The 21,930-nt window shown below is 54.4% G+C and carries 19 protein-coding genes; 11 read left to right on the top strand and 8 right to left on the bottom strand.

The window, feature by feature from the left end; all coding sequences use genetic code 11:
- Nucleotides 1-242: 242 nt before the first annotated feature.
- The 5 genes from ACR0FE_RS12730 to gntH form a co-directional block, all read right to left on the bottom strand.
- Entirely contained in the window at nucleotides 243-1,400 is a 1,158-nt protein-coding gene (locus ACR0FE_RS12730) for an MFS transporter (protein WP_480913016.1), read from the bottom strand.
- Between the two features lie 345 nt (nucleotides 1,401-1,745).
- Nucleotides 1,746-3,005 carry a HupE/UreJ family protein gene (locus tag ACR0FE_RS12735; protein ID WP_480913017.1) on the bottom strand — a complete coding sequence of 420 codons (1,260 nt, stop codon included), beginning with the start codon at nucleotides 3,003-3,005 and terminating at the stop codon, nucleotides 1,746-1,748.
- Between the two features lie 4 nt (nucleotides 3,006-3,009).
- Entirely contained in the window at nucleotides 3,010-4,698 is a 1,689-nt protein-coding gene (locus ACR0FE_RS12740) for a hypothetical protein (protein ID WP_480913019.1), read from the bottom strand.
- Nucleotides 4,699-4,738: 40 nt separating this feature from the next.
- Nucleotides 4,739-5,539 carry a hypothetical protein gene (locus ACR0FE_RS12745; RefSeq protein ID WP_480913020.1) on the bottom strand — a complete coding sequence of 267 codons (801 nt, stop codon included), beginning with the start codon at nucleotides 5,537-5,539 and terminating at the stop codon, nucleotides 4,739-4,741.
- 69 nt (nucleotides 5,540-5,608) lie between these two features.
- The gene (gntH, locus tag ACR0FE_RS12750) at nucleotides 5,609-6,913 is read right to left on the bottom strand and encodes a guanitoxin biosynthesis MBL fold metallo-hydrolase GntH (protein ID WP_480913023.1); all 1,305 of its coding nucleotides are present in this window, start codon (nucleotides 6,911-6,913) and stop codon (nucleotides 5,609-5,611) included.
- A 267-nt stretch (nucleotides 6,914-7,180) separates the two neighbouring features.
- Here gntH and ACR0FE_RS12755 point away from each other — a divergent pair, with 267 nt between their 5' ends.
- Together ACR0FE_RS12755 and ACR0FE_RS12760 are read left to right on the top strand one after the other, a co-directional pair.
- A complete protein-coding gene (locus tag ACR0FE_RS12755) occupies nucleotides 7,181-8,458 on the top strand; it encodes a tetratricopeptide repeat protein (protein WP_480913025.1) in 1,278 nt (425 codons plus the stop codon).
- A 164-nt stretch (nucleotides 8,459-8,622) separates the two neighbouring features.
- The gene (locus tag ACR0FE_RS12760) at nucleotides 8,623-9,741 is read left to right on the top strand and encodes a hypothetical protein (protein ID WP_480913027.1); all 1,119 of its coding nucleotides are present in this window, start codon (nucleotides 8,623-8,625) and stop codon (nucleotides 9,739-9,741) included.
- 71 nt (nucleotides 9,742-9,812) lie between these two features.
- Here ACR0FE_RS12760 and ACR0FE_RS12765 read toward each other — a convergent pair whose 3' ends face one another.
- From ACR0FE_RS12765 to ACR0FE_RS12775, 3 genes are all read right to left on the bottom strand, one after another.
- Nucleotides 9,813-9,983: a hypothetical protein gene (locus ACR0FE_RS12765; RefSeq protein WP_480913029.1), complete on the bottom strand. Its 171-nt coding sequence runs from the start codon at nucleotides 9,981-9,983 to the stop codon at nucleotides 9,813-9,815.
- 85 nt (nucleotides 9,984-10,068) lie between these two features.
- A complete protein-coding gene (locus ACR0FE_RS12770) occupies nucleotides 10,069-10,245 on the bottom strand; it encodes a hypothetical protein (RefSeq protein WP_480913031.1) in 177 nt (58 codons plus the stop codon).
- A 388-nt stretch (nucleotides 10,246-10,633) separates the two neighbouring features.
- Entirely contained in the window at nucleotides 10,634-11,548 is a 915-nt protein-coding gene (locus ACR0FE_RS12775) for a LysR substrate-binding domain-containing protein (protein ID WP_170617196.1), read from the bottom strand.
- A 172-nt stretch (nucleotides 11,549-11,720) separates the two neighbouring features.
- Between ACR0FE_RS12775 and ugpB the strand changes: the two genes are divergently transcribed.
- The 9 genes from ugpB to ACR0FE_RS12820 all read left to right on the top strand — a co-directional run bounded on the left by ugpB (nucleotide 11,721) and on the right by ACR0FE_RS12820 (nucleotide 21,709).
- Nucleotides 11,721-13,031 carry a sn-glycerol-3-phosphate ABC transporter substrate-binding protein UgpB gene (gene ugpB / locus ACR0FE_RS12780; protein ID WP_480913033.1) on the top strand — a complete coding sequence of 437 codons (1,311 nt, stop codon included), beginning with the start codon at nucleotides 11,721-11,723 and terminating at the stop codon, nucleotides 13,029-13,031.
- A 60-nt stretch (nucleotides 13,032-13,091) separates the two neighbouring features.
- A complete protein-coding gene (gene ugpA / locus ACR0FE_RS12785) occupies nucleotides 13,092-13,973 on the top strand; it encodes a sn-glycerol-3-phosphate ABC transporter permease UgpA (RefSeq protein ID WP_170617192.1) in 882 nt (293 codons plus the stop codon).
- Nucleotides 13,974-13,993: 20 nt separating this feature from the next.
- Nucleotides 13,994-14,830: a sn-glycerol-3-phosphate ABC transporter permease UgpE gene (gene ugpE, locus ACR0FE_RS12790; RefSeq protein ID WP_170427154.1), complete on the top strand. Its 837-nt coding sequence runs from the start codon at nucleotides 13,994-13,996 to the stop codon at nucleotides 14,828-14,830.
- A 3-nt stretch (nucleotides 14,831-14,833) separates the two neighbouring features.
- Nucleotides 14,834-15,889: a sn-glycerol-3-phosphate import ATP-binding protein UgpC gene (locus ACR0FE_RS12795; RefSeq protein WP_480913036.1), complete on the top strand. Its 1,056-nt coding sequence runs from the start codon at nucleotides 14,834-14,836 to the stop codon at nucleotides 15,887-15,889.
- Nucleotides 15,889-16,863 (top strand): glycerophosphodiester phosphodiesterase family protein, encoded by a 975-nt coding sequence (locus ACR0FE_RS12800; protein ID WP_480913038.1) that lies wholly within the window; start codon nucleotides 15,889-15,891, stop codon nucleotides 16,861-16,863. Before ACR0FE_RS12795 ends, ACR0FE_RS12800 begins: the two co-directional genes overlap by 1 nt.
- Before the next feature lie 417 nt (nucleotides 16,864-17,280).
- On the top strand, nucleotides 17,281-17,454 hold the full coding sequence (locus ACR0FE_RS12805) for a periplasmic nitrate reductase, NapE protein (RefSeq protein WP_480913040.1): 174 nt from the start codon (nucleotides 17,281-17,283) through the stop codon (nucleotides 17,452-17,454).
- A 31-nt stretch (nucleotides 17,455-17,485) separates the two neighbouring features.
- Nucleotides 17,486-18,673 (top strand): pentaheme c-type cytochrome TorC, encoded by a 1,188-nt coding sequence (torC, locus tag ACR0FE_RS12810; protein WP_480913042.1) that lies wholly within the window; start codon nucleotides 17,486-17,488, stop codon nucleotides 18,671-18,673.
- A gap of 10 nt (nucleotides 18,674-18,683) precedes the next feature.
- On the top strand, nucleotides 18,684-21,149 hold the full coding sequence (gene torA / locus ACR0FE_RS12815) for a trimethylamine-N-oxide reductase TorA (RefSeq protein WP_480913043.1): 2,466 nt from the start codon (nucleotides 18,684-18,686) through the stop codon (nucleotides 21,147-21,149).
- On the top strand, nucleotides 21,146-21,709 hold the full coding sequence (locus ACR0FE_RS12820) for a molecular chaperone TorD family protein (protein ID WP_480913045.1): 564 nt from the start codon (nucleotides 21,146-21,148) through the stop codon (nucleotides 21,707-21,709). The genes torA and ACR0FE_RS12820 overlap by 4 nt, the downstream gene beginning before the upstream one ends.
- Nucleotides 21,710-21,930 lie beyond the last annotated feature (221 nt).

Below are 21,930 nucleotides of genomic sequence, written 5' to 3' on the forward strand. Positions count from 1 at the left end.
CTTCGGTTCGTGCGAATTGCGTACTCAGTTTCGCGTTCAATGAAGCAGATAAATTGTCAGCCTGCTTCCCTGAGATCGTGTCTCGCGGGTTTGCGGCTAGCACCAATTGATTGTCCTGAACCTATCACGGCGATACAGCGGAAGACGGCTGCCTCCGCTTAGCCAGCATTCGTTTCATACTTTGGCTTTTGACCGCCCGCTTTGATCCAATAACGGTCATCCACTTACGGTTTGATAGTGTTCTATGACGCTTCAACTCTCGCCAGCGGTCCGGGTTCTTCCCGTATTGGAAGATGAATGAGCCCTGCTAGCAAGCCAAGCGCGACTGCCGACCACCACATTGGCGTGTAGTCCTGGTTGAGGTCATAAATGCGGCCACCGAGCCACGCCCCCACGAAGCTGCCGGTCTGGTGGCTCAGGAAAACAAGACCAGCCAACGTTGACAAAAATTTCAACCCTTGTGTTTGTGCGACCAGCCCCATGGTCAGCGGAACTGTAGACAACCAGAGCAGGCCCATCAGAGCAGAAAAGACCAGAACGCTTGTCTCGCTAATTGGAAACAGAACGAAAAGGGTGATGACCAGGGATCGCGCAAAATAAATACCGCTGAGGACCTTCTTCTTTGAATATACTTGGCCAGACCAGCCCGAGAGAAACGACCCGGCGATATTGAACAATCCAATAAGTGCCAGCGACCACGCACCAACCCAAGACGCAAGGCCGAGATCCACGACATAGGCTGGCAAGTGCGTTTGAATAAAAGCCACGTGAAATCCGCAAACAAAGAACCCGAAAAAAAGACAAATATAACTGCGTTCGGAAAAGGCCATTGATATGGCGGTTCCAAAATCGCCTGCACTGCTGCCGGCGGCGCTGGGAACGGAGACGCGAGAAATGAAAACGAGAAATGGCAGGATCAGTGCAAAGCTGAAAGCGATCAAAATCAGCGCGGTTTGCCATCCGACCCCGCCAATCATGGCGGTGGCTGATGGCGCGGCCACGAACATCCCCAGAGAGGCAGCGGCGGTGCCCAGACCAAGAATGAAGCTCCGCCGCTCTGGTGTTACGACTTTTCCCAGTGCCCCGATGACAATCGGAAAGGATGCCGCGCCCGTTCCAATCCCGACAAGGACACCCGTAAGGATAAACGGAATCGGATCAGTAACGAGGCCCCTCAAAAGGAAACCGATCCCAGCGAAAACAGCTCCGAAACCAATTACGCGCGCTGTTCCATAGCGATCTGCAAAAGCGCCTGCGACAGGTTGAGCGATCCCCCACATCAAAGCCTGAACAGCAACCGACAACGAAAAAACTTCGCGACCCCACCCAAGTTCGGAAGACATAGGTGCCAAGAACACACCAAATGTCGCGGAGAACCCGAAGCCAAGAAAGGCAACCATGCATCCTGCAAAAACTGCGGCGTTCAACTGGCTTTTTGTAGGGGAAGTGCTTTCCACGTCGGCTCCTGGCGAGCAGTAAGAGATCTCAACTGCGAAGCTGGCACGATCCGTGCTCGCAATCAATTGCGAGCCGTCAACGTGAACAGAGTTTTCGGATCTCTAAAGCTGTCGACGCGCGGCGAAAGACGGCTTTGTGCGCAGGGATTACACTGCACCTACGAGTTGCTAAACTCCGCGTTACGGACAAAGTTGTTACTTAGTCGAAACTCGCTAAATGGAACTAAAGTTACAAAGCCGCTTTTTTTCCACGTTTCGATATTTTAAGTCGCCCAAACAGAGCCGGAGTCAGAGTAACGCCTCTGCCCGTTCGACCACCCAAACCATCGCGACCAGACTTGCACATGCCGCGACGGCGGCGCGGGAGCCAACCCAGATCCGCCCCGGCTGTTTGCGCAGAAACAGCACCAGCGGCCAGACCAATAGAACGATCATAACTTGCCCGGCCTCCACACCAACATTGAAGGCCAGCAAGCTGTGCCAAACGTTCGGTGCGTCGACGCGCAGGATCTGGTGCAGCATGAAGGAAAACCCAAATCCGTGCAACAAACCGATCCCTGTCGTGATTGCAAAGGCCTTCAGGTCACCGTGTCCCTTTTCCGGTGGCCAGACCGCCATCATGGCAGCGTAAATTATGGAAAGCGCAATCGCCAATTCAACAGTTGGGATGAACCATGCGCCACTGGGTGCGAAACCAAAAAAGCCAAGGATCAGCGTTACTGTATGGCCGAGGGTAAACCCCGTGACGCGCGCCAGCAGGCTATGAAGATTCAGAGCCCCGATGATCATGCAAAGCACGAATAGCACGTGATCGGGCCCTTCCAGAATGTGCCGAATACCTTCGACAAAGAAAGTCGAAGCCGCTGAGGTCGCTGATCCCGATACCTCGACCGGGTTATGCATCAGGCCCCTGGCACGGTAAGTCCGAACCTCCTGCCTGTTGTAGTCGAGGATCAGGTTCGCGGTGTCTTTCTGTCCCTCAAGTCCCGGATCAGAGGCATAGGACAGACTGTAGGTTCCCACTTGTCCTGTATTGAAGCGCAGATGCACGTCCACCATCACGGCACCCACATACGTCTCGTCGGTCGTGGGGAAAACATCGCCGGGTGCAAGTGCAGCCCGGGCTTCATCCAGCGTAGCAAATCCGGGCTCCTGCCCCAGCGGGTGCAACCTGATAGAAACGACATTTGCCTTTTGTTGCTGACCTTCGATTGACAACAACAGGCTGTCGGCAGCGATACGGGCCAAACCGCTTGAGTCACGACGCAAGGCGGCCTGATCCACGTAATGCATCAGCACGCCGTCTTCGATCTGATTGTATGTATAAGGTGCCGGAGCGGGCAGCCTATCGGCGCCTGTCGGTCCGACGAGTTCCGCGACCAGATATGGCATCGGCAAGCGCACGTAGACATCAAGACCATCTTCCGAGTGGGCAACATGATGAATACGGACATTCTGGTTCAGATTGAAATGCGCCTTGGCGCTTTCTGCACACAATGAGATCAAGGCTGACAGCAACGCAAAAATGAACAGCCGCACAGGTTTCACTATGTTAACCCCCTGCCTTTGCACTGATTATTGTCAACCCATCAAGCATCCATTGGTTGCCATGCCGCGAGACGTCGAGCACTCCGCGATAAAGGACCGCCTGCCTGTGAAAATGCCCCCAATGGCCGCCGCTGACACGGGCTGTCCAATTGGCGAGCGCCTGGTGTCGGTTCCTTGCATCACCGACCGCAAAGCTTTCGACGTTCAAATCAACAATTTCCTCTACGCGCGCCAGTGCGCCGGATGGTAACGTAACCGACAAACCTCGCTTCATCTCGGCTTGTACGTCATCGCGATTGCCCGCCTCAACGAATGGCTCAAGCGCTGCCGCAGTCTTGTCACTTTGCGTCTCAAGCATCGCAGTGCCAATGTTGCTCAGCAGTCCTTCCACAACCTGATGCGTGGCGATCTCATCCGGTTCCGTCGTCATCGCGAAGGGCATCGGGCTTTTTACGGGGTAGGCGACAATTGCGGCGGCCCCGAATGCACCGGTCAGGCTGATCAAAATTAAGCGCTGGCCCCCGGTACGTTTAGACGAAACCCAAGCACAAATGATACCCAGCAGACCCAGGCCAATGGCAAACAACGGCACCTGTGTCAGGCTCGCAGTTTTGACAACTACAGCGCTCGTTTTCGGGTCTGCCCAGGTCGTCAGGTGGTTATTCCAACTAACAACAGGATCGGACGCGTAAATCTGTGATGGTACCGCCCCGGCCGGATCGGTGAGGGTGATTGGTATGACGTCCAGATTGTCCGGGAACAATTCCCACGCCACATCAACACGATTGGGTAATGTCATGACCGGGTAGGACAGCACAACGCCCAGCAGCATCGTATTTCGGTTGGCTTCCGCCTCATCCGGAAGGACGCGCAAACCTTCGGCCCCAATCTGGATACGTGAGACCTGCACAGTATCAGGGTTCACTTGCTTGCCATCGATGGCGATCGGGTTTCTGTTCGCAAAAAACTGCGAAACCTCAGACTTAATGCCCGCGACCTGATCCGCCGTCAGTCGTTCTGTGTTTCCAAGGTTCAGATCTGCCCAACCTTCGAAGTCTTTCAAACGCAAGATGATCTCGTGCCGGACGACCCGCGGTTCCATGGCCAGAAACGACATCATCGGGGATTTGTGGTGACGGGTCAGATTGGGGTTTTCAAATGTGGTGAACCACGGGTCACTCCAATCCGGGATCATCGTCTCGGGCTGCGAAAGATAGCGATAGTCTGTAACCGGAACGCCCATATGTTCGGCCACCACGCCAATAGAAGCCAAAGGAATACCGTCAGCACTTAGCGGAGGGATAAACCTGATCCGTTCGGGCTTGCCATGAAACGGATATTCCATATCCACGTAGACGACGTTGTCACTACGCGGTCGCGGTCGATATTGCGCGCTGGCTGCTGTTTGCCGGGGTGTCCTGGGTCGCACATCGATCGTATTTGTTGAGCTGGTCAGATCTTCTCCGTCCGCCCAAATCTGAAGGTTTTGCCCCGTCCGCTCGGCCAAAGACAACCCCGAGCCGTCATCTGGAACGACAAATATCGGATAGTCACTCAAATCTATCTCAAGGATGACCCGCACATGGTCGGGCTCTACCGAAAGCTCGACGAAGTTTGGCGCGGTTTCGCCGCCGTAGGGTGAAACAAGATCAGCAACCGACTGGTATGCGCCGAACATAAGGCCCGCGATCATCGAGCTCAAAAAGACCCCAATGGTGCAAGCAGCGCCAGACTTAGAAATGAAACGCGACGGCAGCATAAATGCCATTCTGATCCACGTCATAGGCAAACTCCCCACCCGAACGGTTTGTGGAATAGTCAATTCCGTAGAATTGATAGCCAAACCGCAAGGACGTGTTCTCCCAACCTTTCCAGTCGAAGCCTGCAAGAAGCAGATATTGCAGGTCATCACCATTCACACCAAATCCGCTTAGTTCGGCGCGGCTGGCAAAGCTCCATTTTTCGTTGATTTCCACCGCATAGCGAAGCGCGATCATTGGCTCGAACCAGTCTTCGGTTCCGCCCAGCGTCATGCCCGGGCCAAGGCCGGAAATGTCGATCTCTTGCTTTAACCGGTTCCACTGAACACCGATTGCGGCGTCTGCCGCGTAGCGCCTGCCAGAGGCATTGACCCCGTTCGCAAATCGGTAAGCACCCTGAACATTGGCGAAGGTTTGCCGGACATCAACATCGACACCCACGCTTCCGCCGGGCAGGGTGCCGTCGCCGCCAAGCCTCACATAGTAGACCTCGGAGATGATCCCGAAATCTCCGTTCCAGCCTTCATAGCGCACCGAAGCGGCCCCTTGCAGCACATCCAGAACCTCACTCAGGCTCAGGTCCAGATCGACGCTTGTGCCATCAATGGTTGAGGTGCCCGTGGTGCTGAGAGGAAGGAACAGATAGGGCGTGATCGAGTGCCGCCAACCACCTTCATCATTCTCTGATCTGGCAAGGGACTGAGCGCTTGCGGTTTCCGCAAAACCTACGATCAGCCCGACAGTCAAGATCAATTTATTCGTGATACTTCGCATCGCAACGCCCCTGACAATTTTCAAAAAAACCGGCACGTGCTGCTCAGCACGCGCCGGTTATTCAGTTTGTTAGTTGTCGCCGGGATACGGGAACTCCTGCCCCAAGGCTTCCGAAGCTTCTTCGTAAATGGGTCTCAAGACGTCGTCGACATCATCAAAACCACCCTTTGTGAAATCGGAAAATTCCATAACCTCCGGGGCCAAGCCCACCTGCTCGGCATAAGCTGTTTTGTCTGCCGGGTCCGGCGCGATCGCTGGAGCGGCAAGCGGCGGCGACCATGTGCGTTCTTCAGTGGCCGCCATTCGAACGGTGATGTCGTCTTTAGTCACATTCCAGACCATGAAATCATCCGCCATGCTCAGGGGGCCGTCATACGTGGATCGAATTCTCTCATACACGCCATTAGCCGTGTCGAAGTCGTTAAAGAAGTGGTACGCGACAGCCATGCGAGGCTGGATATCGCTCATCACTTTGCCGAACGCCTCGGGCGCGGTGTGAACTTGTGTCCCGACTAACAAAGCCGACTCGGGCGTAAATTTCATCTTGGCGACGAGTTCTGGCACCGCAATGAAACACTCGTGGATCGCTAGATCGGCATTCTTTGCGTATTCCTTGAACCATGTGTTGGGATAGGTGTCCGAGCTGAATACGAATTTCAGGCCGTTCCATTCGAGCGCGTAACTGACTGCACCGTCGATCGAGTGAATGGCCGGGAAAGTGCGTATCTGGACTCCATTCTCGTCGTAGATAACCTCGTTTTCCAACTGGTAGTCGAATTCGTTAACTTCCATCGAATACCCACGAAAATCAATGTTACCAGCGCGACCGGCCAGATCCCAGGTCAGCATCTTCTGCATATGATCCAACGCATAGGCCGTGCCAAGTTCCTCGGCTGGCCCGCTCGGACCCCAGACGCGCAACGGCACATTTCGCCCCATCAGCGCTCCGCCTATGAACAGATCGTGCAGTGCTCCGAAATGGTCGGTGTGCAGATGCCCGATGAAGACTTTGTTCAGGTAATTGTACGGAATCTGCAGAGACGAAATCCGCTCGGCCGAACCCGAGCCAATATCGAACAGGAACTTGTCCCCGTTGCCCAATTCCACAAGGAAACACGCGGCAGCCTGCGCGGCCCGTGTTGTGGGCATTCCGGTCCCGCACGCGATGACCCGCATCTCATCTTCGGCCAGGTCTTCGGTGTTTGGATAGTACACATCCCGCGGACGGTCACGCACCATCGTCGGAGAAACCTCTTCCGTTTCCTGCGCATATGCCGCCGAAGGTGTAACAACACCAATTAGTGCTTCCGTAAACGCTTGCGGAGAAACGGCCCAGGCGCCGAAAAGCACACCAATTGCGAAATGCTTACTCAATCTTCTGTAGTTCGAATGATAGGCCATATACCGTCCTCCAATCGCTTAGCAGCGAGGTAGGCGGGCGTAGCGCAAAGGCGCACATCATCCCGCTGTTATGCTTATCAAACTGACACTTAGTGACTACGAATGTAAGTGACTCACGGTGACTATTGGCGTGACTCACGTTCCGATAATTGCAAGAATAAGAATATGGTAAGGCGTTCCGAAGAAATCCCGGATAATGACAAGCGTGCCGCCCTAAGCAGATTGCTTGCGGACGCGCACATGGATGGGTCCGAAAGACTTCAGGCCTTTTTGACCTACATTGTTGACGAAGAACTCGCCGGACGAGGCGAAAAAATTCGTGGGAAAACAATAGCGCAAGACGTCTATGGCCGCGACACCTCAGAAGGGACCGATCCGGAAAACGTTGTTCGCGTGGACGCCAGACGGCTTCGTCAATTTTTGGAACTGCATTACGAGGGCATTGGAAAAGAAGACCCGGTACGCCTGCATATCGACAGCGGCGGGTACAGACCACGTTTCGAAGCGGCCACCAGAGTGAGTTCGGCATCACCTTCGACTGACGCCAAACGTATTGGCCTTCCCATCGGCGCGTTCGCTTTTGGGGCTGTTGTTGGCGCATTGATCGCAGTCAGTCTTGTTCCGGACAGAAACGACTCGGCTTCGGCAGACTTAAGCAACCCACCTGTGACGGACACGAACGCGTATTTACAGCGCGCCGCAATTTACGAAAAATCCCCGGCCGCATTGCAAGCCTTCAATCTGGCGCAACAAGCACGGACAATGATTTTTCCGATCTTCGACCGGCAGCGCCAGTTACTGGTTCTTTCTGTGTTTGAAGGCGTGATTGAGATGGACCCTGATTACTTCGGTGGCTACGCGGGTGCAGCACAGGCATTAGCGTCGCTTTCAGTGATTTCTCCTCCATCAGACGCAAAAGCGGAATATGCCGATGCAGCCATGAAATTGGCAAACCAGGCCGTTAGCCTTGCGCCAGACCAAGCCTGGAGCCAGTCCGCCAAAAGCTGGGCCTATTTCGCCAATCGCGATTACGATGCTGCGTTACAGCTCGGCAGGCGCGCTTCACAACTTGACCCGAATGATGGCGCAGTCCTCGACTTTTCTGGGGCTGTCGCTTTGTTTTCGGGCGAGTTTAAGGAAGCAATCGCGACAGCTGACCGGCTTTCCCTTATGAATTCCAGCAACCAAAGGTTTGCCAATCGCAACATTTCAGGCGCGACCTACTTTCATCTGGGTGAGTATGAAAAAACGGTTCAGCGCTTTGAAGAGGCAAAGCAACTTGGGGATCCGCTGAGCGCACCTTCGCTGGCTTATGTCACGGCTGCCTTGTCAGCGATGGGACGCGATCAAGCTGCTCAGGCAAAGTTGGCAGAGCTTGAGCGCGCCTGGCCAAGCGCACCAATTGGTGCGATGCTGAAAAGTATTCATAGAGACGACAAAAACGCCGAAGCCGTGTTGCATGAACTGCGAAAGCAGGGCTGGGTCAGTCCCGCCGGACAGGAAGATGTTCAGCAATGAGTTGTCTCATTGCGCGTGTGGCAGACTATACTAGCGCAAGCCTTCTGAGCAAAAGTCAGTCATCATATTGTTCGGTGCGGACGGCAGGCTGGAAGTGATCAATTAACAGACAGTCAAAGGAGGGTCTGTCGCGTTTACCGTTCGAATTTGAAAGGGTGTGTTGAATGTTCAGTTTTAGTAGCCCGCGCGCCTTTCAGGACCGCTTTGCGCGTTCCATTGGCATCCCCCTATTGGTCGTTGCTGTATTGATTGCCACTGTATCTCAACCCCGCCTTACAAGCGCATGCACGGTGTGCATAACACTGCCGGACGCATCACTTGCTGATCATCTGATTTCGGCCGAAATCATTGTTCTGGCCGGACCTGCACAGGACAACCCATTCAGATTTGCTCCGAAAAAGCTGATCAAAGGCACATCTGAGGATCTTGCAGGATTGCCTGAGATTCCGTTTCTCGTCGACAGCGCCACCCGGGCAACATTTCGCAATTACCCGGACAAGAGCATTCTCTTTACCTATGGAGCGGTGGACAAGGACGCGGCCGGGCGCGGTTTCTCGCGCAGTTGGAAAAGGATATTCACTCTGAACCCGGACCGGGAACAGTTTCTGGCAAGTCTCGAGGACGCGGCAAAACACTGGTCTTTCGGCAGCAAAAACGTTGCGGAGCGTGTTGAGTTCTTCGGCGGGTATCTAAACTCTGCGGATCCCGTCCTGCGTGACACGGCGTTGATCGAACTGGATCGCGCGCCGTATCCAGCGGTTCAAGCCCTACGCCCAAAGGTTCAAACCAGCCAGTTGATGGAGGAGCTTCGTAACATCAACCGCATAAGCTTTGTTCCGATTGCTATTCGTCTCTTAGGTTTGCAAAAGGACGATGCGGAGGCGGTCGGGATCGTACGGGCACGTTACCCGCGCGCCGTAAGCAGCCGCAGCGGTTACCTTTACGATTGGGCTCTGGCCGGTTTGGAGGTGGACGGATCGGTTGCGGTGCAAACCATCGACAATGCGCTTCAAAAGTCAGGACGGAAATTGCAAGACAGGCAGAGCCTGGTACGCGCGTTGACTGACGCTGGCACGGCGTCTCCGAACCTCAGAGATCCGATCATCGACGTTTTTTCCAGAGCCCTGACCGACGACAGCGCGTTGGCATTGAACATCGCGATTGCGGCGCGTGACTGGCAGGAAAACCGTTTGGATCGCCAACTTAAGGCAGTATTGGAAAATGAAGAACCTGATCCCCTGACGCGGTTCGTCATTCAAACCAAGATTGCACCAACCGAGTGAAAATAGACGTCTTCAGTATCCAAACGAAGACGGCGTGCATGATGTCTCGGCAAAACTCATCCCTTCAAGTTTCACTTTGGTGCTTCACCAAAGTAGCCTCCAAAGAATGCAACCATTGCAAGCAATACGCCGACCAGTATTGCGATTACCCAAGGTGCTCCGCTGCCCTTGGCAAAATATCCCATCGAAAGCAGGCCAACTACGAATATTCCCACCAAGAAATACAGTATGGTATTGTCCACCTTATCCTCCCAAACGCTAAATCAATCTCGCAAATATCTATCTCGCTCGGAAGAAACTGATCCGACTGCGGTTCGAAAGGCCATGTCAAACGGCCCGCGGTGATTGTCGGATACCATTCAGCGTGGCGAACAAAACCGGGACGAGGATCATTGTGAGCATCGTGCCCACCGTCAATCCGCCCATGATCGTGACAGCAAGACCCACCCAAAACACGTCCGGCAGCTGCGGTATGACACCCAGAACCGTGGTTGCCGCGGCCAATACGACGGGGCGCAGTCTTGAGGCGCCGGCATTCAAACCTCGGTTCGGTGAAAGTAAGTCAGACGAGGGCAACACTGCTTCAGGCATGTTAAGTTCGCGCTGGCCTTGAGGTGGCGCTAAGACGGCTTAATACAATATGACGGTATGCTTCTATAATTGCGCTTTGGCTTTTTCGCAAATGCAGAAAATGACATTTTTCTGAAGGTTTTTCGCTGCGGGCAGAGGTACAAGTTTGCCGTTGGGCGCCGATGGCGGCCTGCGTTGACAAACTTCGTAAGGAGGAAACCGCGGGGTTCAGGATCAGGTCACGAGGATAGAGTGCGGACCTTAGGCAATTGGTGAGCGCAGAGTTTGCTGTCAGTCCAACTTCGTTTTCATACCTCTGTGCTCATCGACTGACCTTCTCTGCCTTATACGGGTCTAGGCTTTCCCTAAACTGTTCGATGAATTCCAAAGTCACCAGTGACGGTTGCTTTAAAATCGGGCGCACCAGCGAAAGGGTGTGCGGCAACAGTGGTTTGAATGGCCGATAGCTTAAGCCCCGAGATGTGTATTGGACGGCGTCAAGTTCACTCACGACAGATACGCCAACGCCTTTGACGGCCAACTCGCAGGCCGCCGTGAACTGCCTGACTTCAATATGGGAACTCAATTCGACATTGGCATTTTGAAACGCTTTCGAAAGCCGACCGAAAAAGTCGCTGTCGCGTCGCGTGTGGATGATTTTGCTATCTTCAAGGTCCGCAGGCGTAACTTCGGAGAGGTTTTCCAGGTCATGTCCGGTCGGGAATACGCAAACTGTCCGGACGTCGATATTTGTGCTTTCGACCGCCGGGTGACCATTAAAGCTGTCTGTGATTCCGAAATCATACTGCTCGCCGATCATCCATTCGAGAATGCGTTCTGGTCTGTCTGGTTCGATTGTCAGGGTGACACCAGGCCGATTTTCCAGAAATCTGGAGACGACATCGGGTAGGTGGCTGGTGGCAAATCCGGGCAGGCAAGCGACTCGGATGTGCCCTGCTTTGCGTTTTGTGATGTCCTGACTGACATCCGAGATTTGCCTCATAAGCTCGAGAACACGTTCGACGCTGGGCAAGAGGTAACGAACCTCCTGTGTTGGCACCAATCTACCTTCCCGGCGATCAAAAAGCTGGAACCCAAGTGACTTTTCAAGATCCGACAGCAATCTGCTGACAGCAGGCTGGCTTACCCCTAAATCGTTTGCGGCCGCTGTGACAGAGCCATTGGTGGTCACTGCCATAAGGGCTTCCATTTGCCGGACTCTCAGAATTTGACTCATTTCCGATCCTAGTCTGCTGCCTTTGTGCATAACATTGTGTTATTTTTTTATCCAGTAGATAAAGCTTGAATTATATTTCTGTAACGCTAACGTCGTGAAATCGTCATGTGTGCCGTTTACGCGTAGCGGTCGGTATTCAACGAAGCATCGAACCTGATGCATGGGAGGAATCATGAATAAGAATCTGCTAGGCGCTCTTGCCTTAACAACTGCCTTGTCCCCGGTGGCGGCAATGTCGCAAACCGAAGTTCAGTTCTGGCATGCCTTCACCGGTCGACTGGGTGAACTTGTGAAAGCGCAGGTCGAGGAGTTCAACGCCAGCCAGGATGAGTTTGTCGTTGTCGAAAGCCACAAGGGCAACTACTCGGAAACCTTGAATGCGGGGATCGCCGCATTCCGTGCCGGTGAACAGCCGCATATCCTGATGGTGTTTGAAGTGGGCACGGCAACGATGATGTCGGCCGAAGGTGCAATCAAACCTGTCTATGAAGTTATGGCTGAAAGCGGCGCTTCCTTCGATCCCGACGCATATATTGGCGCGGTCAAAGGATATTACACGACAACTGACGGTGACATGCTGTCGTTGCCCTTCAACTCTTCCACGCCGGTTCTGTGGGTCAATCGCGACGCCATGGAAGCGGCCGGCGTCGACCCGGATACGGATCTGTCCACCTGGGAAAAAGTTGGCGACGTTCTCGAGCAACTCAAGGCTGGTGGTGAAGACTGCCCGCTGGTGACTGCATGGCAAAGCTGGATCCATCTTGAGAACCTGTCGGCTTATCACGACGTTCCGTTCGCCTCGAAGGACAACGGTTTTGCCGGTCTGGATACCGAGCTGATGCTGAACGGTCCGGCGCAGGTCGCACACCTGACGGCAATGGGTGACTGGGCCAAGGATGGCAAGTTCATCTACACCGGGCGCAGGAACGAAGGTGGGGCAAACTTCCGGGCTGGCGAATGCGCGTTGTTCACGGAAAGCTCGGCCGGTTACGCTGGCATAAAGGCAGAGGCTGAGTTCGATTTCGATGTGCGCCCGCTGCCCTATTGGGAAGCTGTCACGAGCGAGCCGCAGAACACCATTATCGGCGGCGCATCGCTTTGGGTGATGGAAGGTCATGACCCTGAAGAATACAAGGGCGTCGGCGAATTCCTGAGCTTCTTGTCGTCGTCCGACGTGCAGGCCGCCTGGCACCAGAACACCGGCTATCTTCCGATCACGGCTGAAGCTGGCGAAGCCACCCGCGCTGCGGGTTTCTATGATGAAAACCCGGGGACCGACATCGCGGTGATCCAGATGACTGCGAAGGAGCCGACCGCAAATTCGAAAGGTTTGCGTCTGGGATCGTTCGACCAGATTCGCGGCATCATCGACGAAGAGCTTGAGGCCGTCTGGTCCGGTGAAAAGTCCGCTCAGGAAGCGATGGATAGCGCAAAAGAACGCGGTGACGCGCTACTGCGCCGGTTCGAATCCGCCAATCAATAAACAACAATCCGATGCGGGCTCTACAGAGCCCGCATTCTCTTTCTTCGGTGGACCATCAGGATGGAAAAACGCGTCACCTTTCGCGGCTGGCTGTTGCCATTGGCGCTGATCGCCCCTCAGGTCATCATTTCCGCTGTATTCTTTTTCTACCCTGCCGGTCAGGCCGTTTGGCAATCTCTGTTCATACCTGATCCGTTTGGGCTGTCGTCCCAGTTCGTGGGGCTCGGCAATTTTGAATTCCTGCTGAGCGATAAGTTCTACCGCGCCTCTTTCGTGACAACAGCAGTGTTTTCGACGCTCGTCACGCTGTGTTCGATGATCCCGGCCTTGTTTCTGGCGGTCATCGCGGACCGCCTGATCAAGGGATCGGGTGTCTATCGGACGCTGCTGATCTGGCCCTATGCGGTCGCGCCTGCGGTGGCAGGTGTACTGTGGCTGTTTATGTTCAACACGCGCGTAGGTGTCGTATCGTGGTACCTCGGCCAGCTTGGTTATGACTGGAACCACGTTCTGAATGGCACCGAGGCTATGGGGCTTGTGGTCGTCGCCTCTGCCTGGGGGCGCATAAGCTATAACTTCCTGTTCTTTTTCGCGGCACTGCAATCGGTCCCAAGGTCGGTGATCGAGGCTGCAGCAATTGACGGTGCGCGCTTCTGGCGCCGGTTCTTCACGATCGTTTTGCCGTTGCTTTCGCCGACGGCGTTCTTCCTGCTGGTGGTGAATGTCGTTTATGCCTTCTTTGAAACATTCGGTGTCATTCACACAATCACTGGCGGCGGACCACAGCAGTCGACGACTATTCTGGTCTACAAAGTCTTCTCAGACGGGTTCGTCGGACAGGATCTTGGTTCGTCTTCAGCACAATCTGTCATTCTGCTGATCGTCGTTGGCCTGCTGACCGTCATCCAGTTCAAATACGTGGAAAAAAGGGTGCATTACTGATGGCAGCCCAGCAACACGGAATGGTCGAAAAACGCGGTATGGGGATCTGGTTGACTCATGCCTTGATGATCCTTGGCGTCTTGATCATCTTCTTCCCGATCTGGCTGGCATTTGTCGCCTCTACTGTCACCCAGCCTGAGATCGTGTCACCGCCCATGCCGTTGGTGCCGGGTGATCAGTTCTGGGAGAACTACAAGGCCGCGCTGTTTTCCGGCGTGAATGTCCCGGTTGCGACGATGCTGTTCAACAGCCTCGTGATGGCCATTGGGATCGCAGTGGGCAAAATCGTGATTTCACTGCTCTCTGCATTTGCGATTGTATATTTCCGCTTTCCCGGACGGACGACTTTCTTTTGGCTGATTTTCCTGACGCTTATGCTTCCGGTCGAAGTCCGTATTGTTCCGACGTTTGAAGTTGTCGCCGGGTTCGGCATGCTCAACAGCTACTATGGGTTGATCTTCCCCCTGATCGCCTCGGCGACAGCAACCTTCCTGTTCCGCCAGTTCTTTCTGACGATTCCAGATGAACTTGCCGAAGCAGCCCGCGTAGATGGGGCCCGCCCGATGCGGTTCTTCATTGATATCGTTGTTCCGATGAGCCGGACCAACATCGCGGCGCTGTTCGTGATCCTGTTTATCTATGGCTGGAACCAATACCTGTGGCCGCTGCTGATCACGACTGATCCAGAGATGAATACCATCGTGATGGGCATCAAGCAGATGTTCCCGTCCGGCGATGATGTGGCCGAATGGCCAGTCATCATGGCGACGTCCATTCTGGCGATGATCCCGCCGGTCATCGTGGTGGTGTCGATGCAAAAGCTCTTTGTCCGCGGCCTTGTCGATAGCGAGAAGTAAGAAATGGCAACAGTATCCCTAGAGAATGTCAAGAAGAGCTTTGGCCCGACGGATGTGATCCACGGTATTGATGTCGATATCGCCGATGGTGAGTTCATTGTGATCGTCGGCCCCTCTGGCTGTGGTAAATCCACGCTGTTGCGGATGGTGGCGGGGCTGGAAACTGTCACGTCAGGGGAAATCCGGATCGGTGATGAACGGGCCAACGACAAAGAGCCTATGGACCGGGACATCGCCATGGTGTTCCAGAATTATGCGCTCTATCCGCATATGTCGGTGCGTCAGAACATGGGGTATGGCCTGAAAATTGCCGGGTTGCCCAAAGATCAGATCGATAAAAAAGTGACTGACGCCGCAAAGCTGCTGCAGTTGGAACCCTTGCTGGACCGTAAGCCCAGACAGTTGTCAGGCGGACAGCGTCAGAGGGTGGCGATGGGGCGGGCCATCGTCCGCGAGCCAGCGGTTTTCCTGTTTGATGAGCCGCTCTCGAACCTTGACGCCAAGCTTCGCGTTCAGATGCGTCTTGAAATCCGCGAACTTCAGGAAAAACTCGGTATTACCTCACTTTACGTTACACATGACCAGGTCGAAGCCATGACAATGGCGGACAGAATGATCGTAATGAATGGAGGCATCGCCGAGCAAATTGGAACGCCGCTGGAGGTCTACGAGACCCCTAAGACGCTGTTCGCGGCGCAATTCATCGGCAGCCCGGCGATGAATATTTTTGAAGCGCGGCGCGAAAACGGGACAATCCGAATCGGCGACATCGCGGTTGGCCCGTCTGCAGGTTCAGATGCCGCCATTAAGCTGGGCATAAGGCCAGAGCACCTGCTGCTGGATGAAAGCGGTCCGCTGGAAGCTGCGATTCAAATGGCGGAACCGCTTGGAGCAAATACGCTGTTGCACGGCCACCTTACGGGTTCTGGCAACACGATCACGATCAGCCTTCCGGGTGTTCACCCGATCGAGGGTCGTCATCCGAATATGCGGTTCTCGGTTGCACCAGAGAATATGCATTTGTTTGACCACGCAACGGGCAAAAGACTGGAAAACTAATGGTGTTCCCTCAGGTCGAAGCATTTCGCGGCGGCAAGGATTTGATCCGGGTCGTAGGTCATCGGGGTGCGCGGGGCGTTTTGCCTGAAAACAGCATGATCGGTTTTGACTTCACACTTTCCATTGGCGTCCCGCTTCTTGAGTTTGATGTCGTTCTTACGGCTGACGATGTCCCCGTCATCACACATAACCACCGGCTTCACGCGCCGACTTTTAGGGACGCCAGTGGCCGTTTCTTGGTAGGAGTAGAGCCAAAGGTTTCTTCGCTGACTGTCGAGCAGATCCAGCAATTCGACGTCGGACGGTTGAACGGGCAATCGGCTTATGGTCGTCGGTTCCCTGATCAGGCCCAACTGGACGGCATTCGCGTTCCCACGCTTTCGGACTTGCTGAAACTTGTTGGTGAACCGAGATACGGTGATGCCAATCTTATGCTGGAACTGAAATCTGACCCGGATTTGGCCCACGATTCATCTTACCGGCGGAAATTCGTAAAACGTGTGCTGCAGGAGCTTCGTACCATAGGCTTGGCATCGCGGGCTGTTTTGCACAGTTTCGATTGGAACCTGTTGGAAGAATGTCAGCGTCAGGCGCCTGATCTGCCGTCTTCCTACCTGACTCAGCTCCCGGAAAATGCCGACGATGTCGGCGAGGATTCCTCGAAAGCTGTTTGCCCGGATTTTCGGGGCCGTCGGGATGAAATTCCAAAACTGGTCAAACAGGCCGGGGGTGCGCTTTGGTGCCCCTATTTTGCGGATGTGACCGCAGAAAACGTGTCACTTGCGAAAGAACTGGGCCTTTGTGTTGCTGTGTGGACAGTCAATGACCCTGAAGAAATAAGCAGAATGATCGATCTGCGCGTGGACGCAATTGTGTCAGATTATCCAGGCCGGGTTCAAAGGCATCTGTCAGATTTGGGCATGGGATGGCACGTCGATACACCGGCACAACTTGACCGGACACAAACGTCATAGACACCTGGCAATTCTTGGATTCCAGAGAAACACAATCTGAATGGATTGGTTAGATCACCAGTTTAAATCGCCTTAGGGGCGAAACCCATATTGGCTAGGCAAACGAAACGGGCCTCAGCTTTGACCGTGCAACTTATTAGTGAAGGCCTCGAAGTCCCCTTCATCGCGTGTCGTGCTACGGAGCGTTAGATCATGCCGGGTGCTTGCCCATCAGGCGGTCGAAAAAGGCATCTTTCTCTCATTTTCAGATGATTAAGCTGGACCCAAAGCAGAAAACCCTGCCGGAAAAAGACGTAAATACAGCGCTCTAGATCAGCTTCAGGATGCGACATTCTGCCGCGCCCTTTGATTTAGGCAGGTATATCTATGGTAGTAACATTGCCGTGAGCGTTTTCATCTTAGGCGAGCGAGATAGATATGACAGATCAATCCATCAGCAGCTCGAAAGACGCAGCCAAGCGTGAATGGCTGTCCTTCTTGTTTATTACGTTGGTGTTTCTGCCCGGAATTACAGTCCTTGGGGTCGGGGCTTACGGGTTCACCATATGGATCCTTCAAATCATTTACGGCCCGCCAACTGGATCTCTCTAAACCCAGAAAATGAACCGAGGAGCACGTTCTTATGTCTCTGAAGTCTACATTGTCATCCTTCTGGAATACGGTATCCCGACCCGCCACAACGATCAGTCTGGGCGTGATCAGTCTGGGTGGCTTTATTACCGGGATAATTTTCTGGGGCGGCTTCAATACCGCGATGGAGTTTACCAACACGGAAAAGTTCTGCGTTTCCTGCCACGAGATGCGTGACAATGTCTATGTAGAGCTTCAGTCCACGGTCCATTGGGAAAACCGAACCGGGGTCCGTGCCACATGCCCAGATTGTCATGTGCCGCACGAGTGGACCAACAAGGTTGCCAGAAAAATGCAAGCGTCGAAGGAAGTCTGGGCGGCTGTATTCGGCACCATAAACACCCGCGAAAAGTTCGAGGCACGCCGCGCGGAATTGGCAAGACACGAATGGGCCCGGCTGGAGGCAAACAACTCGCTCGAATGTCGGAACTGTCATGATTACGACAGCATGGATTGGGACGCGATGTCGGCCGAAGCGCGGTTCTATATGAAACCGGCAGCCGCACTGAATACAGGCTGTATCGAGTGTCACAAGGGCATAGCTCATCACCTGCCTGACAATGTGGCCGTGGGCAGCCCAGCCATGGCCAAGCTTGAAAACAAAGCCAATTCAGGCAGCGTCTCGGTCGGCGAGGACTACTTCGCCATTCGTGACATCCCTGTTTATGACAGCGCCGAGGGTTCGGAGCCGGTGGGTAACCTGACACTCGGTGCTGCCGTCGAAGTTTTGGATGAAAGTGGGGGCCGTGTTCAAGTCGCACTTAAGGCGTGGCGCAAGGATAAGGGGTTTGGGCGCGTCATATTTGATGAATTCGGGCACAATATTCGGGTTGCCGTTTTGTCGAAGGACACGGCTCAGAACGCCGAACTGGTCGAAGCTTCCGCACCTCAGACGGATGATGCGACGGGGCTCGACTGGGCGCCTGTCACGGTAACGCTTTGGTCGGACAAACAGGGATATGTGGATGAGATTGACGAACTTTGGACGGTGGCTGAGGAAAGCTACACCGCCAACTGCTCCACTTGCCACGCACAGCCGGACCCGGATCACTTCGGGACCAACTCCTGGCCTGCGCAGTTTAACGGTATGGTCGGGTTTACCAACATGGACGAAGCCCAAGCCAATTTGGTGCTGACCTACCTGCAAAAACATTCCGCTGACTATGGCGGCTCTCATTGAGGAGAAAACCATGTCAACGCGTCGTGATTTTCTGAAAGGCACAGGAGCAACAGGGTTGTCCGCACTATTGGGGCCCAGCCTGCTTCAACCAGCGACCGCTCGTGCAGAGCAACTGACATCTGCCGGTATCTGGAAAACATCAGGCTCACACTGGGGTGCGATCGAGGCCCTTGTCAAAGGTGGTCAGGTGACCGAGGTTCGCCCGCTTGCCGACGATCCGCACCCGACCGATATGGTGAACGGCATCCAGGGCCTGATTTATTCACCGTCGCGCGTCCGCTACCCGATGGCCCGTGCAGAATGGCTGGATAACCGAAAGGACGCGGACCGAACCACAAGGGGCGACAACCGCTTTGTTCGTCTGACCTGGGATGAGGCTTTGGACCTGTTCTTCGAGGAAATGGAGCGTGTTCAAACTACGCACGGACCTTCGGGGCTTTACGCTGGGGCGACGGGCTGGCGGCAGACCGGCCAGTTCCATTCCTGCATCAATCACATGAACCGTGCCGTTTCGATGTACGGCGGCTATGTGAAAAAGGCGGGCGACTATTCAACTGGCGCAGGCCAAACCATCCTTCCTTACGTGCTTGGGTCCACCGAAGTTTATTCGCAGGGAACCAGTTGGCCACTGATCCTGGATAACGCCAAGACTATCGTTTTCTGGGCGAATGACCCGCTGAAAAACCTGCAAGTCGGCTGGACCTGCGAAACACACGAACCATTTGAGTATTTTGACCAGCTGCGGGACAAAATCGTGGCAGGCAACATCCGGGCCATCAGTGTGGACCCGGTGCGAACCAAAACCCAAAAGCACATTGGGGCCGAGCAACTCTACATCAACCCGATGACAGATGTGGCTTTCATGCTGGCACTGGCGCACACGCTCTATACCGAAGGTTTGCACGACGAAGAGTTTCTGAATGTCTACACGCTCGGGTTCGAGCCTTTCATGGCCTACGTCATGGGCGAGGCTGAAGATGGTGTCGAAAAGACGCCCGAGTGGGCAGCGCCGATTTGCGGTGTCCCGGTTGATACGATCAAAGAGTTTGCCCGATTGCTTGCATCGGACCGAACGCAGCTCGTCTTCGGTTGGTCCGTGCAGAGGCAACAGCATGGCGAACAGCCGTATTGGATGGGTGCGATCATCGCGGCCATGTTGGGTCAAATCGGGCTGCCCGGGGGCGGTATCAGCTACTCTCATCACTATAGCGGTATTGGCGTGGCACCATCTGGCGCCAGCATGCCCGGAGCTTTTCCTCTGAATTTGGATATTGGCGTTGATCCTGTACGGTCAGACGACAATTTCCTGGGTGCCAGCAGTACAATTCCTGTCGCCAGATGGATCGACTGCCTGATGAACCCTGGTGGAACAGTCGAACACAACGGGCACACAGTTACGTATCCGGACATCCGAATGGCAATTTTCACCGGATGCAATCCGTTCCATCATCATCAGGACCACAACAAGATGCGCGTGGCTATCCAAAAGCTGGAGACCATTGTTGCGATTGACTATGCGTGGACCGCTACCTGCAGGCACGCCGACTTGGTCCTGCCTGCCTGCACCCAATTTGAGCGGAACGACATAGACAGCTACGGTTCGTATTCCCGTTCCGGCGTAATCGCCATGAAGAAGCTGGTCGATCCGCTGTTCCATTCCAAAACCGACTTTGAGATTTTTTCGCTGTTCTGCCAACGCTTCGGTCGCGAGCAAGAATACACCCGTGGCTGGGATGAAATGGAGTGGGTTGAGAGCCTTTATGAGACGACCCGTAGCGCAAACGAAGGTAGCTATGAGATGCCACCTTTCGAAGAGTTCTGGGAAAAGGGCATGGTTCGGTTTGAACGGGGCGAACCTTGGGTCAGGCACGCCGATTTCCGCGAAGACCCTGAAATAAATGCGCTCGGAACGCCTTCAGGATTTATCGAAATCTCCAGCCGGACGATCGGCAACTATGGCTATGACGATTGCGGAGAACACCCCAAGTGGATGGAAAAAGTCGAACGGTCTCATGGTGGTCCTGAGTCTGACAAGTTTCCGCTATGGCTGCAATCCTGTCATCCGGATCAGCGCCTTCATTCGCAAATGTGCGAGAGCGACCCGTACCGCGCAACATATGCGGTAAAGGATCGAGAGCCTGTGTATGTAAACCCCGAAGACGCGGCCGACCGAGGAATTGAAGACGGCGATATCGTGCGGGTTTTCAATGATCGCGGTCAATTGTTGGCCGGCGCGGTTCTGAGCGATGACTATCCAAGAGGCGTAATCCGCATTCATGAAGGTGCCTGGTATGGGCCGGTCGATGCCGCGCCCAACGCTCTCGACACGTATGGCGACCCCAACACGGTCACTTTGGATGTGGGTGCCTCGAAACTGTCGCAAGCGACATCCGCAAATACCTGCATCGTCGAGATGGAGAAGTTTGAAGGAGAAGTTCCGCCGGTAACAGCCTTTGGCGGGCCCATCACCGTATGAAAGAAGCTTCTCCGGATCTGATGCGCTTTCTGTCGACGGGATTCGCGCGCGAACTTGACGTGGCAACCATCAATGCATGCCATGGCGGGGTCGCTGACGAGCTTTTGAGTGATGTCGTTGGATCAGATCAACTGATCCGGGAAATGAAAAAGTGGTCTGACCCGCAGACCACCCAAAAAGAACTCGCAATCAGTTACGGAAGCGTATTTCTGGCCGGTGGCAGGGAAGCCGCCCCACTATATGCCTCTGCTTGGCAAGGGTCGGGGAGCCTCATGTCTGCCCCACATTGCAGAATGCAATCATTGCTAAAGCAAGCCGGAACAGAAGTGGCCAATGGCTTCTCTGAACCGGCCGATCATCTGGCCATAATGCTCGAATATCTAGCTATGTGTCTGGAAGGGCGCCCCGGCGCAATAGACGCTGCGCGATTTGCTGCTGAAGACATCTTGTCCTGGTACAATGCCTTCGCGACAAAGGTTCAAGGGCATCATTTGTCTGCACCGTTTTACGTGTCGCTCGTTAGCCTCACCGAAGCGGTGGTTGAGGACTGCGCTTCATAGTCCATCCAATAATTCGACGGATTACGTAGACCTCAAGGGCCTGGTCCAAGGGGTTACTTCCGTGAGGGCAGCAGAGTTGAAAAATCCAGAGTTGGAATTTGAATATACATTATGTTGTAGTATCCTCCCCCTCAAGGGACAAATATTGATGGACGCCACGGGAGGGGATGGTGAAGTATTTTAAGTCGATGCTCGCAACGACGCTAACTGCAATGCTGTTG

The organism is Ruegeria sp. K7 (genome assembly GCF_056531785.1).

Coding starts and splice junctions, on each gene's coding strand:
- ACR0FE_RS12820 (WP_480913045.1), top strand. CDS start 21,146: ATGAAAGAAGCTTCTCCGGATCTGATGCGCTTTCTGTCGACGGGATTC.
- ACR0FE_RS12760 (WP_480913027.1), top strand. CDS start 8,623: ATGTTCAGTTTTAGTAGCCCGCGCGCCTTTCAGGACCGCTTTGCGCGT.
- torA (WP_480913043.1), top strand. CDS start 18,684: ATGTCAACGCGTCGTGATTTTCTGAAAGGCACAGGAGCAACAGGGTTG.
- ACR0FE_RS12730 (WP_480913016.1), bottom strand. CDS start 1,400: ATGGTTGCCTTTCTTGGCTTCGGGTTCTCCGCGACATTTGGTGTGTTC.
- ACR0FE_RS12800 (WP_480913038.1), top strand. CDS start 15,889: ATGGTGTTCCCTCAGGTCGAAGCATTTCGCGGCGGCAAGGATTTGATC.
- ugpB (WP_480913033.1), top strand. CDS start 11,721: ATGAATAAGAATCTGCTAGGCGCTCTTGCCTTAACAACTGCCTTGTCC.
- ACR0FE_RS12755 (WP_480913025.1), top strand. CDS start 7,181: ATGGATGGGTCCGAAAGACTTCAGGCCTTTTTGACCTACATTGTTGAC.
- ACR0FE_RS12745 (WP_480913020.1), bottom strand. CDS start 5,539: ATGCGAAGTATCACGAATAAATTGATCTTGACTGTCGGGCTGATCGTA.
- torC (WP_480913042.1), top strand. CDS start 17,486: ATGTCTCTGAAGTCTACATTGTCATCCTTCTGGAATACGGTATCCCGA.
- ACR0FE_RS12805 (WP_480913040.1), top strand. CDS start 17,281: ATGACAGATCAATCCATCAGCAGCTCGAAAGACGCAGCCAAGCGTGAA.
- ugpE (WP_170427154.1), top strand. CDS start 13,994: ATGGTCGAAAAACGCGGTATGGGGATCTGGTTGACTCATGCCTTGATG.
- ACR0FE_RS12795 (WP_480913036.1), top strand. CDS start 14,834: ATGGCAACAGTATCCCTAGAGAATGTCAAGAAGAGCTTTGGCCCGACG.
- ugpA (WP_170617192.1), top strand. CDS start 13,092: ATGGAAAAACGCGTCACCTTTCGCGGCTGGCTGTTGCCATTGGCGCTG.
- ACR0FE_RS12740 (WP_480913019.1), bottom strand. CDS start 4,698: ATGATCGCGGGCCTTATGTTCGGCGCATACCAGTCGGTTGCTGATCTT.
- ACR0FE_RS12775 (WP_170617196.1), bottom strand. CDS start 11,548: ATGAGTCAAATTCTGAGAGTCCGGCAAATGGAAGCCCTTATGGCAGTG.